The 12918-nt window shown below is 58.3% G+C and carries 10 protein-coding genes and 1 pseudogene; 6 read left to right on the plus strand and 5 right to left on the minus strand.

Annotated elements, in window-relative coordinates; genetic code table 11:
• The first annotated feature begins 460 nt into the window (after nt 1-460).
• The 6 genes from ACVWW6_RS02535 (at nt 461) to ACVWW6_RS02560 (ending at nt 6804) form a co-directional block, all read left to right on the plus strand.
• Nucleotides 461-1531 carry a cytochrome-c peroxidase gene (locus ACVWW6_RS02535; RefSeq protein ID WP_246740482.1) on the plus strand — a complete coding sequence of 357 codons (1071 nt, stop codon included), beginning with the start codon at nt 461-463 and terminating at the stop codon, nt 1529-1531.
• 462 nt (nt 1532-1993) lie between these two features.
• Nucleotides 1994-2482: a hypothetical protein gene (locus tag ACVWW6_RS02540; RefSeq protein ID WP_143279336.1), complete on the plus strand. Its 489-nt coding sequence runs from the start codon at nt 1994-1996 to the stop codon at nt 2480-2482.
• Nucleotides 2483-2516: 34 nt separating this feature from the next.
• The gene (gene modC, locus ACVWW6_RS02545) at nt 2517-3641 is read left to right on the plus strand and encodes a molybdenum ABC transporter ATP-binding protein (protein ID WP_271612495.1); all 1125 of its coding nucleotides are present in this window, start codon (nt 2517-2519) and stop codon (nt 3639-3641) included.
• 123 nt (nt 3642-3764) lie between these two features.
• Nucleotides 3765-4343: a DUF2478 domain-containing protein gene (locus ACVWW6_RS02550; protein WP_333924441.1), complete on the plus strand. Its 579-nt coding sequence runs from the start codon at nt 3765-3767 to the stop codon at nt 4341-4343.
• Between the two features lie 1351 nt (nt 4344-5694).
• Nucleotides 5695-6249 carry a peroxiredoxin gene (locus tag ACVWW6_RS02555; RefSeq protein WP_097669268.1) on the plus strand — a complete coding sequence of 185 codons (555 nt, stop codon included), beginning with the start codon at nt 5695-5697 and terminating at the stop codon, nt 6247-6249.
• Nucleotides 6250-6255: 6 nt separating this feature from the next.
• Nucleotides 6256-6804, plus strand: a complete 549-nt coding sequence (locus ACVWW6_RS02560) for a carboxymuconolactone decarboxylase family protein (RefSeq protein ID WP_161533253.1) — start codon at nt 6256-6258, stop codon at nt 6802-6804.
• Between the two features lie 220 nt (nt 6805-7024).
• Here the strand turns inward: ACVWW6_RS02560 and ACVWW6_RS02565 are convergent, their stop codons facing one another.
• From ACVWW6_RS02565 to nifV, 5 genes and pseudogenes are all read right to left on the minus strand, one after another.
• Nucleotides 7025-7321: a ferredoxin family protein gene (locus ACVWW6_RS02565; RefSeq protein WP_161533252.1), complete on the minus strand. Its 297-nt coding sequence runs from the start codon at nt 7319-7321 to the stop codon at nt 7025-7027.
• A gap of 38 nt (nt 7322-7359) precedes the next feature.
• On the minus strand, nt 7360-8667 hold the full coding sequence (locus ACVWW6_RS02570; RefSeq protein ID WP_097669306.1) for an FAD-dependent oxidoreductase: 1308 nt from the start codon (nt 8665-8667) through the stop codon (nt 7360-7362).
• 11 nt (nt 8668-8678) lie between these two features.
• Nucleotides 8679-9788, minus strand: a complete 1110-nt coding sequence (locus tag ACVWW6_RS02575; protein ID WP_097669271.1) for an electron transfer flavoprotein subunit alpha/FixB family protein — start codon at nt 9786-9788, stop codon at nt 8679-8681.
• A gap of 985 nt (nt 9789-10773) precedes the next feature.
• The gene (gene nifW, locus ACVWW6_RS02580) at nt 10774-11115 is read right to left on the minus strand and encodes a nitrogenase stabilizing/protective protein NifW (protein ID WP_097669272.1); all 342 of its coding nucleotides are present in this window, start codon (nt 11113-11115) and stop codon (nt 10774-10776) included.
• A gap of 472 nt (nt 11116-11587) precedes the next feature.
• A pseudogene (nifV, locus tag ACVWW6_RS02585) lies at nt 11588-12794 on the minus strand (homocitrate synthase).
• Nucleotides 12795-12918 lie beyond the last annotated feature (124 nt).

The raw sequence follows: 12918 nt of genomic DNA on the forward strand, positions 1-12918 counted from the left end.
GGCTGCCCCGGGTACGAACGTCCCCGACGTTGGTCGATGACGCTTAGCCTAGTGTTGGGGTTGAAGGCGCAAAGGGCACGCATTGATAAGATCAGCGACAGAGTCAAAGAGTTTTCGGTACGATGGGTTTCCGAGAAGCACAAAGGTTGGACCGACAGGCCAGGACACCGCGACTGGATGGCGATTGTCGCAACTGTCACCTTACAGTCGATTCCACAGCTTCAAGCCGCCTGCTGCTATTCACGGTGGGCAATTGCTTGAAACCCGCTCGGCGGCTTCGACCTTGAACCCGCTGGCACGCCGCTTGCTGCTAACATCGACAGCGCGTCGGCCCGGATGCAGCCTAGCCGGAACCCGGAGACATCATTCGTCGATGACTGCCGCAGGTCTTTCTGCGGACGCACGCGGCGGGCGCGCTACATTCGCGATTCAATGATCTAAGACAAAAGCGAGACTTCACATGAGGACATCAACGGGACGCGGGCTTTCCATGGCCGGCACGTTAAGTGTTTTGGCCGCAACCATTTCAATTTCGCCAGCAGCAGGCGCCAACGAGGATTTGATGAGCGCCGCCAAGCGGATTTTCAAGCCGATTCCCTCAGTCGTTCCAGCGGTGAAGGACAATCCTATTACCCATGAAAAGGTCACACTTGGCAAATCCTTGTTTTTCGATCCAAGGCTATCGGCGAGCGAGGTTATTAGCTGCAACACGTGTCATAACCTTGGGACGGGCGGGGTAGATGCCGGCCCGACGTCGATTGGTCATCGCTGGCAGCTGGGTTCGCGTCGTGCGCCAACGGTCTATAACGCGGTCTTCAACGTAGCGCAGTTCTGGGATGGACGCGCGGCGGATCTCAAGGCGCAGGCCGCAGGCCCTGTCCAGGCCAGCGTCGAAATGAATGCGACGCCCGATCACGTGCTCAGCACATTGAATTCAATGACCGATTATGTCGTTATGTTCAGTAAGGCCTTTCCCAATGATGCCGCGCCCGTTACGTTTGAAAATTTCACCAAGGCCATCGAGGCTTTCGAAGCGACATTGATTACTCCCGCCGCCCCCTTCGATCAGTACCTCGAGGGCGATGGACATGCTCTCAGTGATCAGCAGAAAGCCGGGCTAAAGCTATTCATCGAAAAGGGATGCTCCTCTTGCCACAACGGAATCAATGTCGGTGGACAGGATTACTTCCCGTTCGGCGTCGTTGAAAAGCCAGCCGAAAGCCTGCTTCCGAGGGAGGACAAGGGTCGTTTTGCCGTCACCAAGAATCTTAGTGATGAGTATGTTTTCCGCTCGGCGCCATTGCGCAATGTCGCATTGCGCCCCCCCTACTTCCATACTGGTCAGGTCTGGAGTCTTAAGCAAGCGGTTGGCATGATGAGTGAAGTTCAGCTTGGCGCAAAGCTCAGCGATGAAGAAATTGACAAGATTGTCGCCTTTCTGAATTCGCTCACCGGGCAGATGCCAAAGATCGATTACCCGATACTGCCCACGCGCACCACTGCAACCCCAAAGCCCTCCTTAGACAAATAGACCTTCGCGATAGCGATACGCCACGTCGTGACTAGCGAGAAAGATAGCCTGCCGCAACGAAATCGGGCGATGCCGCGGTCCATGCTGCAGCATTGGATGGCATGGACTTGTGCATCATTGACGAGTTTTACGGCCGCATATTCGCCAAAGCACAATCTCCAAGGCGAAGGGCGATGGTATCATCCTCGGATTCCATCTCGCAGCTCATGCATGTGCTGTAGGTGACGCGAGCGTCCAAATCCCTACAATGAGATGCGGCGATTTACGACGCCGGTAACTTGGGACGCGCCTAGTCGTCGGGCGCGTCCCCTAGCCGCAGCGCAATACGCGCTGGTGGAGACCGATACAAAGCCTCTGCTTGCCATTAGCCGCACAGATATTCCTTGAAACGGCACGCGGATTGCTGCGTAAGGATCAACCAGTTGCCGCGAAGGAAGCTGTCGCGGCGGAGCCGGAGCTTCAATGAGGCTTATCCGATTTATCCTGATCGATCTGGCTTTGATGCTGCTCGCACCCGAGAATGCAGAGGCCATGACTATGGCGACAAGCGCAAACTTCAAATCGGCTTCCAAAGCTGCGGGATCCTTGATGCGGATTTCCGGCCCCGAGCCAGTATTCAGCTCTGGTGTGAGCCGACATCTTTACCGCAACACCTCTCAAGCCACGCCATTTGAACATTCAGCAGAACCCCTCGGCCCGGCCAAGCAGGCTGAGAACCTCGCGCTGCTGAAAAGGCGCTTTGCGTCTCATTGGCAGGCGCACCGGGCAGCGTTTGATTGCCACGATCCTCGTGGCGCGAAGATGCTCAACAAGCCTCCGGTCTTAACACCGATCTGCAGTTCGCCGTCCCACCCTATGCCCTCACGCGAGCAGAGACGCCGTGCTGGAGCGGAACGGACTGAATTGTCGGAGACATGGCCATCATCTCCATTGCAGCGATTGTGCTCGTGACTTGGATGGGAAGATACAGCACAGGCGCAGGTTCATGAGAGAAGCAAAACCGGGCTATATTGAGGTTGCCTTCAACGGCTCTCTCGCAAGCATTCCGCTAGATGCGCAATTCAGCCTACCAGCCAAAGGCGTCACAGCGATTTTTGGTCCGCCCGGGTGCGGCAAGACCACACTCGCGCGCTGCATCGCTGGCGTGCAGCGTCTGCCAAACGGATTCTGTGCGATCGATGGAGAGATTTGGCAGGATGAGACCACGTTTCGACCGTCTCATTTGCGTCGCGTCGCATATGTATTCCAGCTACCAGTTCTTTTTTCTCATCTGTCTGTACGGCGTAGCCTTCTATACAACGCGTCAAAATCGAAACCGACACTGATCGATTTTGATGGTGTGGTCGAATTGCTCGCCTTGGCGCCACTGCTCGAGCGTTCGCCATCACATCTTTCCGGGGCCGAGCGACAGCGACTTGCCCTTGGCAGCGCGCTGTTAGGCCAGCCTCGGCTACTTTTGCTGGACGATCCACTCATTGTGCGCGACCGCTCCGCTAAATGCGAGATCCTGCCATTTCTCGAGCGCATGCGGGAAAAGCTACCATTGCCGATGATCTACATCAGCCATGACATCGCTGATATCGAGCGTTTTGCCGATCATCTCGTTATGATGAAAGACGGCGTCGTGACTGCGGCAGGGCCGCTCAATCTCGTTCAGAGCAATCCGGCGCTTGCCAGGCGCGGCGAAGCGGCAGTCTGTCTTGATACAGTGGTCGGCGGCTATGACGGACGCTACGGGCTGATCATTCTCCGCCTCAAGGCTGCGCGCCTTCTGATACCTGGAGCGCCGCTTAGACCTGGCGTGCAGGTGCGGCTGCGCATCGCAGCCGGCGACGTCAGCATTGCCTGCCAGCCCGCGCGGGCAAGCTCTATCCTCAATGTATTTCCGGCACGCATCAAAGCCTCTCTGCCGTTCGACGAGGCTGAGGTCACCTTGGTTCTGGCTCTTGAAACTGGCCGTTCTGGCGTGCTGCTTTTGGCGCGCATCACGCGCCGCTCCTTTGATGCGCTACGGCTCAGCATTGGAGCGGACGTATTCGCGGAGGTCGCGCGCGCCCTTCCGCTCGCGACTGCCGAGCGGTTGATTGCAACGCCTGCCGCATCCGCATGAGAACGTTCGACAGCTATGCCCCGATACGAGAAACACATCAACAGGATCCCGGCCGTGATCGATAATCTGGATGAGAGAGATCAGAATAGTGTGGGGGCAATTCTCTACCGTCCATAAGACGATATCGATAGGCTACTGGCCGATTTCGCTCAGGATATCGCGCAGCAAGGCGTACGCATCGGCGGCATTATGCAACGACACTCGAGGCGCGCAAATGGCACCCACGTCATGCTCGCAATCGACGTTGCGACGGGACAAGAGATCTCGATTTCCCAGCCACTCGGAAGCGGAGCTATGTCCTGTAACCTCGATACAAATGGGCTTGCTGAGGCCCCAGTTGTCGTTTCCCAGGCACTTCGCAACAAGACCGATCTCCTCGTGATCAGCAAATTCGCCAAACAAGAGGCAGCTGGCCGCGGCCTGCGCCTCGAATTAGTTGACGCGATCACCCGAGGCGTACCAGTCCTGACAGCCGTTCCAAAAAACTGCCTTGCCGACTGGCGAACCTTCACCGCGGGCGTTGGCACGCTGCTGCCTTGTGAATTCTTGGAGCAGTGGTGGTGCGATATCTCAACGCGCGTGGCGCGCAGCGGGGCCTTCAGCCCCAGCTGCGGTTATTTGGGGACGACGATACCGGACCGCTTAATAACGACTCTGAGACTGTCGAGCACGTGGAGTGTTTCCAATGCTCCACCCACATAGTCCTGCTATTGGCGCTTGCCATCTTCATAAATTCATCTTTATAGGCTGTCAGCAAATCAACATTGCCAGGCAGGTCTTTCAGAGTGACGCCTTTCGGCCGGAGGAACTCGCTGAACATCCGAAGAGCCGTCACGTAGTCCTCAATGGTCTCGGACTTGCGGCTCGCGCCAGCCAGTGCCGTCTTGAGCTCTTCAATCAGCTCCAGGTCTGCCTCGGAAGGGCGACTGCGCTTTGCAAAGTCGATGCGAAGCTCCGAATAGACCTCATCCGATTCCGGGCCGCCGGACCACTTTTAACGGTGGCTTCCTCCAAAGACTTTGCTTAGTCCTGATTTGACCCGGGAGAACAGACCGCGGAGCTTGTTGTCTTTCGTCCGGGCCGTAGGTTGTGCTTCCGACGGCGCTGCGTAGCGCATGCTGCTGAATGGCCTGCCCCGTAAGTCGGAGCGGTAATCATTTGCAGACTAGCCAAAATGAGGGCGCGAAACATCGACACTGTAGCGCGTGATACTGAACGAGTCGTTCCGCACATTCAATCGAGGAGGCAACCGCATCGGTCCACCAACGTCGGTACGCTGGATATTTTCGTGCGACCGGGCACATCCGCTACAAACCGGGTCGCGCCTGCACAGCCACGTGCTCCAATGCACCCAAGATCTTGAGACGTTGAGGTATCTCCTTGTGATCATGAAGCTTCAGAGCGATCGCCGCATGTATGATCCAGACTGTACAACCTGACGCTACGTAAACTTCAAGCCCCCGTCGCCGCAGCGGCGAGCCTGGTTGGCTTTCATACGCGTTTCAGGATGCGGCAAATCCTCGCACCTTGGTGATCTACCGCCGCTCAAGCGCCTCAATGCGCGAGACGCTGTCCCCCATGATCACTAAACACCGTATTTGGCAGCGGCGACGATTTGGGGCCTACTCAGCTCAATCTGATCGTCGCAGAGATACATCCGCTCTCGTTTGCGCCAGATTTCGCAAAACCACGCGGCTTCGTGAGGTTCAGTACTCCCGTTAAAGCCCGGCAGGCCGAGAGCCGTGACTCATTTGACACATCGATGTCTCGATGAAACATTTTGCTCTGAGGGACGCAGAACGGGCTTTGACCAGACGCTTGCAGCCGAACACCTCGGGCGGTCGCGCAAAGGTCGAGTGTTCTCATAAGGTTTTGTATGTGCTCCAGACGACCCTCAACTTAGTGTCGATCGAGGCCCCTAGCGCGCGAGCATGCCTGTACCCAAGCCGCTGGGCTGGTTTCGTTGCGACAATTCCAATCCTGAGAACGGATGGCATATCGTTTGCTTCACCAGTGAGGTCGCGATCTACAAAAAGCAAATTGTGAGGACAGCATGCTCGGAATTGGCAGTCGGTTGCCGCCATTCGAAATCACAGGCGTGAAGCCCGGCTTTCAAGCGCAGGAAGAAGAAGGACAGAGTGCATTCGAGACGCTGACCGAAACGAGCTTTCCAGAAAAGTGGAAGATCATCTTCTTCTATCCCAAGGATTTTACCTTCGTCTGCCCGACAGAGATCGCTGAGTTTGCCCGGCTTTCCAAGGAATTCGCCGACCGCGACGCGGTTGTACTGGGTGGTTCGACTGACAACGAGTTCTGCAAGCTCGCCTGGCGGCGCTCACATGTCGACCTGCACAATCTACCAATCTGGCAGTTTGCCGACACAAAGGGAACGCTCGTCGATGGCCTTGGCGTGCGTTCACCCGAAGGGGTTGCCTATCGTTACACCTTTATTGTTGACCCCGAAAACACGATCCAGCACGTCTATGCGACCAATCTCAGTGTCGGGCGCAGTCCCAAGGACACGCTGCGCGTTCTGGACGCGCTTCAAACCGACGAGCTCTGTCCCTGCAACCGCGAAATCGGCGGCGAAACCCTGAAGTTTTCTTGAGGCAGCATGTCGTCGATCGAACAATTGAGCCACAGGATTCCCGATTTCGCGAAGGATGTCAGGCTTAACCTGACCTCCTTGGTGGCCGATGAGACGCTCTCGCCGCAACGAAAATACGGGCTGCTGCTGGCGAGCGCGATTGCCACCCGCAATGCAGCCCTGATTGCCGCGATGGAATCGGCTGCGTCCGCCGTGATGACATCTGTGGCGATCTCCGCAGCGAAAGCCGCAGCCTGCGTGATGGCAATGAACAACGTCTACTACCGCTTCGCTCACCTCGTTTCCAGCCCGGAATACAAGATGATTCCGCCACGGCTGCGTATGAACGTGATCGCCAATCCCGGCGTGGACAAGTCCGATTTCGAGCTGTGGTCGCTTGCGGTCTCCGCCATAAACGGCTGCGGTGCCTGCATCGATGCCCATGAGAAGACGCTGCGAGCGGCGGGCGTCAGTTCCGAAGCGATCCAGACCGCCGTGCGCTTTGCGGCGATCATGCAGTCAGTGGCGATCGCAATCGAGGCCGCTGGGTCCAACCCCTCTCGGGCGACGGACTGATCCTTCCTCTGTCATCCGATCGACGGGGTTGTGGCGCCACTCAGTGGCGCCGCAACCAGTCCTTCGCCGCTCCCGAACGAGCGTGACATCCGCAAGTCATGTCTTGCGCAGCGTCCCCATGAAGTATTCCAGGCGCCGAGCAAGTGACGCGGAATGCGCCACAGATACGGTAAGATCCTGTCGCCTAACGTCGGTCGCACCAGGGCCCTTCGTTCCACCATCACCCAAACTTGAACAGCACTCCATATCCGCCGCGCGGATGGCTCCATTGAATGTCGCCGGTGGGCTCGGCGATCACGCGGCAGGTACCGCACTCGATGCAGCCGTCAACTGTTACCTCGACCTGGCCGTCGTCGTTGAGCTCGTAGCATCGCGCGGGGCAGGCTTTCAAAAGTGCAAGTAGCTGCGGAGATGGCCTCGTGTGCGCACGGACCTTGACGTGAGGATGACCGACGTCGACAACATAGCGGTTGTAATACAGCTTGTCTTCGACGCGCACTGGGGGTTCGACATTCATGCTTTGGCCTTCCATTGTTGGACTTCACACTGTTGCGGTCAGCGCCAGGCTCGGGCAAGACGACAAGCATCGCCGAACAGACCTGTCCATGACCGCGCCTTCACAAAGGATTTCAGGGTCGCCTTCTCCTTCTCAGCCTTGGGCGTACCATCGACGCGCACAAAGTTTTGCATCGCCTTGGAGATGAGCTGCGGATAGGTCAGAAAGAAGTTTTGTGAGTGGGTATGCATCAGGGGCGGCAAATCCTTGTACTTCTTTAGATCTTTGATGACGAAGGAATCGTCCAGCATCTTCTTGTAGATCGACAGATTTGTTGCACTCATCGGCTCGCCGCGCGATTTCACCAGACCTATCGCTTCGGCGGCGATGCGGCCGGAAGTCATCGCGAGATTGGAGCCCTCACGATGAATGGCATTGTTGAGTTGCGCCGCATCGCCCACGACGACCCAGCCTTCCCCATAAAGCTGCGGGATCGACTTGTAACCGCCTTCAGGAATGAGATGCGCCGAATATTCCTTGACTTCGGACCCTGCTATCAGGGGCGCCACGGAGGGATGTCTCTTGAATTGGTCTAGCAGGCCGTAGGGCGTCTGGCCCGTGCGCTGGAAGTCGGCGACGAGACAACCGATGCCGAGCGAAATGCACTCTTTATTGGCGTAGATGAAACCCATTCCGGTCATGCCGCGGGAAATGGTACCGGCCGCCTCGATCACGACGCCTTCATCGCCCTTGAGATTGAAGCGCGCCTCGATAGTCTCGCGAGGCAAGAAGTGCATTTCCTTCACCGCGAGCGCAACGTTATCGGGTGTCGGGCGCGCGCGCAGGCCCGCGCGCGTCCCGAGCAGGCCATTGACCCCTTCGGCCAGCACGACGACGTCGGCATGTATTTCTCCGTCTCGGCGATCTGTACGAACACCGACGATCCTTTCACGGTCGTCCCGTGCGAGCTCGGTGACTGTCGTCTCGCACAGCACGGTCGCGCCAGCCTCCCGCACCTTGGAAGAGAACCATTTGTCAAACTGCGCGCGTATAATCGTGTAGCGGTTCGGCCGTTCCTCGTTGAAGTCGTCCGAGCGGTAATGCATGCCGACATGGGAGCGATCGTCCATCATCCAGAACCGCTGCTCGATCAAGTGACGTTCAAGCGGCGCCTCCTCTCGAAACTCGGGGATCAGCTTTTCCATCATGTCGGCATAGAGGATGGCGCCCTGCACATTCTTCGATCCGGGATATTCGCCCCGCTCGAGCTGCAGCACCTTCATGCCGCGTTTGGCCATGGTCAATGCCGCCGCGTTGCCGGCCATACCGGCTCCGACCACGATCGCATCGAATCTCTCTTCAATCATCATCACCTCCTCTAGACCGCGATCCGGGCGCGCGAATTCGGCAAAAGCCGGGCGCGAAATGCGGTCGTCAGCGCCGGTAGCAATTGCATGGCGTCACTGACGATCGCGAGATGGGCGAAGTCGAAGATCGGAGCGTTCTTGTCAGTATTGACGGCGACGATCAGATCCGCGCCCTCCACGCCAACCCGGTGCTGGATCGCGCCGGAAATGCCGGCGGCAATATAGAGCTTTGGCCGGATGGTTTTGCCCGTCTGGCCGATTTGCCGGTCAGACGTAACCCACCCTTTTTGCACCAGAGGACGCGAGCAACCATATTCAGCGCCAAGCAGAGTTGCGAGCTCGCGCACCAACCGAAAGTTCTCAGGCGATCCCAGTCCCAGGCCGCCCGCAACCACGACATCGGCATAGGCCAGATTGGACGTTTCTGCATCGCGGTCGGGTAGGAACGACAAAACTTTTGTGACAATATCGTCTTCGACAAGGCCGAGCGGATGGACGATGATACGAGCGGCATCGCGTACGACGCGCTCAGGCATCGGCATGACCCGCGGGCGGACGGTTGCCATCTGCGGACGATAATTCAAGGTATAGATCGTGCAGAGCAGTGTGCCGCCAAAGGTCGGACGCGTCGCCGCAAGCGAACCATCGGCGTCGACGTCCAGCGCGGTGCAGTCGGCAGTGAGCCCCGTCGACAGGGTCGTCGCCACGGAACCTGCGAGATCGCGACCGAGCGTCGTCGCCCCCAACAGCAGGATCTCGGGCTTGTAGGTGTTGACGAGGTCGGTTAGCGCTTTGGTATAGGATTCGTTGCGGTAATCCGACAAAACATTGTCGCTCACGAGATAGGCCAGATCGGCGCCATAGCAAAAGGCTTCAAGCGCGGCGTTACGTGTCTGCGGCCCCTCCGGACCGATAACGACAGCGGCAAGATTCACCTTTAGCCTGTCGGCAAGCCTGCGCCCCGCACCCATGAGCTCCCAGGAAACCGGATGCACCCGGCCGCGCTCCAGCTCGACAAAGACCCAGACGTGCTTGTACGCCTTAAAGTGCTCCGGCAGTTCTTTTTTGGCTGCTGCGCGGCCGGCCGCCGCCGGCATGGCCGTTCTGGTGACATTGCTCATACTCTAAATTCCCCTCAAAGATAGGCGCGCCCGCGCCACAGGTTCGCTTTTTAGCTTCGTTAACTGAAGATCACCTTTGGTCAGCAGTGGCCGGCCGCTCTGCCCCGTCTGCTTGGTCCGACCGGCCGCACAACGCGTCGTCGCGATAGACTTACCGGTCCGGCCGGATTTGGAGAGGTCTTCCACACTGAAGCCTTCCGCGCCGGGTTCGACGAGCGCCACCGCGGCGGCCAGGGCGCCGCGGTGAACCGGTCGCTTCCATGCCTGAGTTGGCGAGTCCGTTCGCTGCGCAATACCTGCGCCTCAATTTCGGCCCAGCGGCTCCACATTGACGGTGACGACGAGGGCGATCCCGGCAACGCATCTGTCACGCAATCCATGCCGAGCCTCCAGCGCCGACAACCCGTATGGGCCGACGTTGGCCCTCTTGCTGACGCATGTTCCTATCCGCCATGAGATGGATACAAATCTGAGCGGAATCGCGGACGGATTTGATGCGGACGACGCTGTGCATACCCTCTCCAGATGTAGCGCGAACGGGCGACTTATCCATTGACGAGCATCTCACCGTCGATACGGAACTTCGACCGCGTCAAAGACCATTTCGAACGGACCTGGCGCGATCGTAGGCCACGAGATGATCCCGCAGCGCTCGGCAGGCAGTAAAAGCAGCATCATGGGTATTCCTTCAATCTCATCTCGGACGACTACCATCAGTCGGCAGCGATGAACGGATCGGCAGGACAACAGCAAGTGTCGTACCAGTTGCAAAAAACATTGAAAGTCAGTCGAAAGTAATGGTTTGGGAGACACTTGAAATAGCCGCTGATACCGTGGACACGATCAGTCCAGACATGGGTCGGGAATACGACAGGCGCCGCTCGGGTCATTGCTGCAGAGAGTTGACCCGGATAAAGACGAAGGCCCCACATCGGGTTGCCACGGCGCCCCGTCGGGCAAACCTTGCTTGCAGTGGATCGCGAGATCACTTCAGCTCGCTCAACGGGACAAAAGCCGCGGCCTTCTTAGGGTCTGCGACGGCATCCTTCAAAACCTTGAACACTCGCTGGTCGATCGGTGACGATGCCACGAAATCGGCATAGGCCTGCTCCAGCATCGCCTTGCACCGAGCCCTGATTTCCGGCTCCGCGGCACCAGCAAATTGCTCTTTGGCAAAATATTGTCCCATGCGCTTTAAGATGTGAAGGCGCGCGACATTCACGATTTTAGGGTCGTAATCGACGCCAAGCAGCGAAAAAAAATCCTCTGCCGACGAGGCCTTGCTGAGCCGATCCAGGATACCGGCTGCCGGGCATGAGTTGGTCATCGAAAATTCTCCTTCGGATTAGCTCTGGACGGTCAATGGGATGGGGTGGCGCCTGTTGACTGCTGCCGTCCTGCCCCGCAGAGCTGGTGCGCATCGCCAAAGCCTGACTCCAAAAAGCGGTGCCCTCAACTTCGCTGCCCGGATCGGCAGGTCCGCCGGTGACGAGGTCAGTCCCGATGAAGATCCGGGATCAATGGCCACACCACGATCGAGTTTGACGCTCGTCAGGACGGTCGCCGGACTGGAAATCAGCCGCGCGAGAAGGCGCCGATTGGCAGTCCGGGGACGGCTCGCCATTGGGTAGGAGATGACAGCATGTATGGTGGAACGGCAAGTAAGATCTAGAGGTGAGATCGCGCCAGGGGATCTGACGTGCGAAAGCTGGACGCCGTTCGCCATCAGCGACATCGGACACCGTCCTGGCGGCGCGCCGGTGTGCGAAGGTCGACGCAAACGCTCTGGACATGGCTTTTCACGCGGGGTGGGATGTCAGGCATCCGCACACGTCGCGCCAGATCGCCGCCACGGTTTCGCGCTCGACCGGCAGCTTGTGCTCGATGGCATATTTGCGGACTTGCGACAGGACCTGTCTGGGCTTGGTCGGCGCTGGCGACGAGCTGCAGTTCATCGAGTAACGCGGTGATCGCCGCACGTCCGGAATGCTTGCCGATCACAAAGCGGTTGCAGCGGCCAAGCAAAACGGGATCAAGCAATTGATGGGTGCGTTGATCCTTCAAAAGGCCAACGACATGAATGCCGGACTCGTGCGTAAATACATGCTCTCCGACGATCGCCTTGTTCATCGGAATCGCACGTGCGGCCGCGGCTGCTACCACCGCGGCAACGTTCTCGAGCTGCCGAAGTATGTTGCCGGTCTCGCGCCCGTAGAGCTGCTTGAGTGCGACCGTGATTTCCTCGAGCGGTGCATTTCCGGCCCGCTCGCCCAGCCCGATGACGGTCACTGAGGCGTGGCTCGCGCCAGCCTTGATGGTGGAGAGCGTGTTGGCGGCTGCGAGTCCGAGATCATCGTGACCGTGAAATTCGAGTTCGAGATCAGTGGTCGCACGCAAATTCCTGATCAGCGCGTAGGTTGCGTCGGGATCGAGCACGCTAAGCGTATCTACAATACGAAAGCGACATGCGCCCACGGCGTTTGCAGTTGCCATCAGTCTGATGAGAAACTCGATGTCGGCGCGGGATGAGTCCTCACCACCGACGGTGACCTTAAGTCCGCGCTCACAGGCATAGCTTACCACTCGCTTGACCCGTTCCAGCGCCAGGTCACGATGACCACCTAGGTTGGCCACGATCTGGAGATCGGAGGTCGGGATCGACATATTGATCATGGACACCTTTGCTTCGATCGCCGCGTCGACATCCGATTCCCGCATCCGGCACCAGCCTATGGTGGTCAGCGGAGGATTTGCTTCGACAATGGCGCGGACGGCGGCGATCTCCTCGTTGCCCATCGCCGGCGTTCCCGCCTCGATCTCCGTGATTCCGGCCCGCGCCAGAGCCTGCGCGATCGCCAGCTTTTCCTCTGTGGTGAGCGCAACGCCAGGTGCCTGCTCGCCGTCGCGTAATGTCGTGTCGTTGAGCACGGTGGGCTTGGTGCACACCTGGTCGGACCAAGACGATTTGGCGGCGGTGCTGGCGGCAATCACGCGAGAGCTCCTCATAGTTTGATCTACCTACGCTTCAGCAACCAGCATGCCAGCCCGTCGTCCGAGGAAGCCATCGACGAAGCTAACGCTTCCGTCTTCGGCGTTCTTCCGCAAATGGATTGTCGCAAATGCGACACGC

This window comes from Bradyrhizobium sp. USDA 3311, from assembly GCF_054062495.1.

Excerpts from the sequence above, each read along its gene's own strand:
- ACVWW6_RS02535 (WP_246740482.1), top strand. The coding sequence starts at position 461 with ATGAGGACATCAACGGGACGCGGGCTTTCCATGGCCGGCACGTTAAGT.
- ACVWW6_RS02540 (WP_143279336.1), top strand. The coding sequence starts at position 1,994 with ATGAGGCTTATCCGATTTATCCTGATCGATCTGGCTTTGATGCTGCTC.
- modC (WP_271612495.1), top strand. The coding sequence starts at position 2,517 with ATGAGAGAAGCAAAACCGGGCTATATTGAGGTTGCCTTCAACGGCTCT.
- ACVWW6_RS02555 (WP_097669268.1), top strand. The coding sequence starts at position 5,695 with ATGCTCGGAATTGGCAGTCGGTTGCCGCCATTCGAAATCACAGGCGTG.
- ACVWW6_RS02560 (WP_161533253.1), top strand. The coding sequence starts at position 6,256 with ATGTCGTCGATCGAACAATTGAGCCACAGGATTCCCGATTTCGCGAAG.
- ACVWW6_RS02565 (WP_161533252.1), bottom strand. The coding sequence starts at position 7,321 with ATGAATGTCGAACCCCCAGTGCGCGTCGAAGACAAGCTGTATTACAAC.
- ACVWW6_RS02570 (WP_097669306.1), bottom strand. The coding sequence starts at position 8,667 with ATGATTGAAGAGAGATTCGATGCGATCGTGGTCGGAGCCGGTATGGCC.
- ACVWW6_RS02575 (WP_097669271.1), bottom strand. The coding sequence starts at position 9,788 with ATGAGCAATGTCACCAGAACGGCCATGCCGGCGGCGGCCGGCCGCGCA.
- nifW (WP_097669272.1), bottom strand. The coding sequence starts at position 11,115 with ATGACCAACTCATGCCCGGCAGCCGGTATCCTGGATCGGCTCAGCAAG.